Below are 1866 nucleotides of genomic sequence, written 5' to 3' on the forward strand. Positions count from 1 at the left end.
GGCCATGGTCGATGTGCAGAAGCAGGTGGCGCCGGGCGTGCGACAAACCGATCTGTCAGCCAAGCTGGTGCGCAGGGCATTCGAACTGGGCGCGACGGCCAACATGCTCGAGGCGATCTGGCAGGTGATGCCGCCATCCCGCGCCGAGGGGGTGTGGACGACACACCGCGACCTTGCGCTGCCGCTATTGACCGCGGAACGCGAACTTGCCAGAGGCGACGTGCTGTGGACTGATGTCAGCATCAGCTATGCCGGGTACTGTTCGGATTTCGGTCGAACGTGGGTGGTCGGCGACGAGCCGTCGGCGCGCCAGCAAGAGCAGTTCGACAACTGGCGGCACATCCTTGAGGCGGTCTTGAAGGTGACCAAAGCCGGTGCCACATCAGGTGATCTGGCTCGGGCGGCGATCGCCGCCAACAACGGCAGCAAGCCGTGGCTGCCACATCTCTACCTCGGACACGGCATCGGCACCTACCCCGCCGAACCGCCGATGATCGGAACCGATCTAGGCGAAGAGTACGACGACAACTTTGTGTTTCCGGTCGGCATGGTGCTGGTCCTGGAGCCGGTGGTGTGGGAGGACGGAACCGGCGGCTACCGCAGTGAGGAGATCGTGGTGGTCACCGAAGACGGCTTCCTGCCGATTACCGACTACCCCTACGCGCCTTATGGGTCCTGACATTTCGCCCGACGGCACAGCGTTACGGCTGGGTCGTCGCCAACGGGCACTCGCGCAGATGGAAGCCCACGACATCGACATCCTGGTGCTCGGACGACAGGCCAACGTCCGGTATGTCACCGGGGCGCCGCAGTTGTGGATCGCCGGGACGCGGCCGTTCGGACCCGTCTGTGTGATGCTCCGCGCCACCGGCGAGATCTATCTGATGAGCACGGACGACGAGGGAGTTCCCGAGGAGATCGGACACGACCACCTCTACGGCCTGGCCTGGAATCCGATGACGCTGATCGAGGTGCTGAAGAACATCGACGGTGCGTCGACGGCCCGGCGGATCGGAACCGACGCGCTCACGCCGACTTTCGCTACACTGCTGCCGATGGCATTTCCGAATGCCGAGCTCGTCGACGCCGAAGTGGCCATGCGGACGGCGCGTCGGACCAAGACGCCCGACGAACTGGCAGCGATGAACGCCGCCCTGCGCATCGCCGAAGCGGGAGTCGCCGCCGGCGTGGCGGAGTTGCGGCCCGGGCTTTCCGAGCAGACGTTAGCGGGTGCGGTACTGGAGGCGATGGCCGCGGGCGGGGTGAGCACGCCGGCCACCCAAGACGCCGCATGGGTGACTTCTTCCGAACACCCCTGGCGGCGTGCAACCGGCGACGGTCTGGTGGGCTCGGGTGACTTGGTCGCGTTCTCCGCTGGAGCACTTGCCAACGGATACGTCGCGGAAGTGGGCCGGACCTGGCCGGCGGGCGATACCGACAACGGGTCGACTCGCAAGCTCTATCAGCGCTCGAACGCGTTGTGGGACAGGCTGATTGCTGCCTGCCGACCGGGTGCGCGGGCCAGTGAGTTGCTCGCGGCTTACGACTTGGCCGACGAGCCGCTGCCGCCGATGGCCGTCGCGCACGGACTGGGGCTGGGCTTCGATCCGCCGGTGATCTCGCGACAGCTTCCGGGTACTGCCGAACGGGAACATCTGGACCCGGGGATGGCGTTAGCGCTGACCGGCTACGTGTGGCAGGAAGGCCTCGGTGCGGTTCTTCACCGCGATACGGTCGCCATCACCGATAGCGGGCCAGAGTTGCTGACCGCCAGCCCGTTGTGGCAGTAGCTTTCTCGATCACCAGGTCTGTTCGGCGGCGCGAACCAACATATGGTTGACGGCAACTCTGCGATCGCGGGTGACC

At 65.9% G+C, this 1866-nt stretch carries 2 protein-coding genes; both read left to right on the forward strand.

Features of this window, described 5'->3' with window-relative positions:
• On the forward strand, window positions 1-679 hold a 679-nt coding region (locus WBF82_RS09660; protein ID WP_424382821.1), incomplete at its 5' end, for a M24 family metallopeptidase.
• A complete protein-coding gene (locus tag WBF82_RS09665) occupies window positions 669-1790 on the forward strand; it encodes a M24 family metallopeptidase (RefSeq protein ID WP_424382822.1) in 1122 nt (373 codons plus the stop codon). The genes WBF82_RS09660 and WBF82_RS09665, both read left to right, overlap by 11 nt.
• Window positions 1791-1866 lie beyond the last annotated feature (76 nt).

This window comes from Mycobacterium sp. (genome assembly GCF_049673265.1).
In the GTDB taxonomy this organism is placed as follows: Bacteria; Actinomycetota; Actinomycetes; order Mycobacteriales; family Mycobacteriaceae; genus Mycobacterium.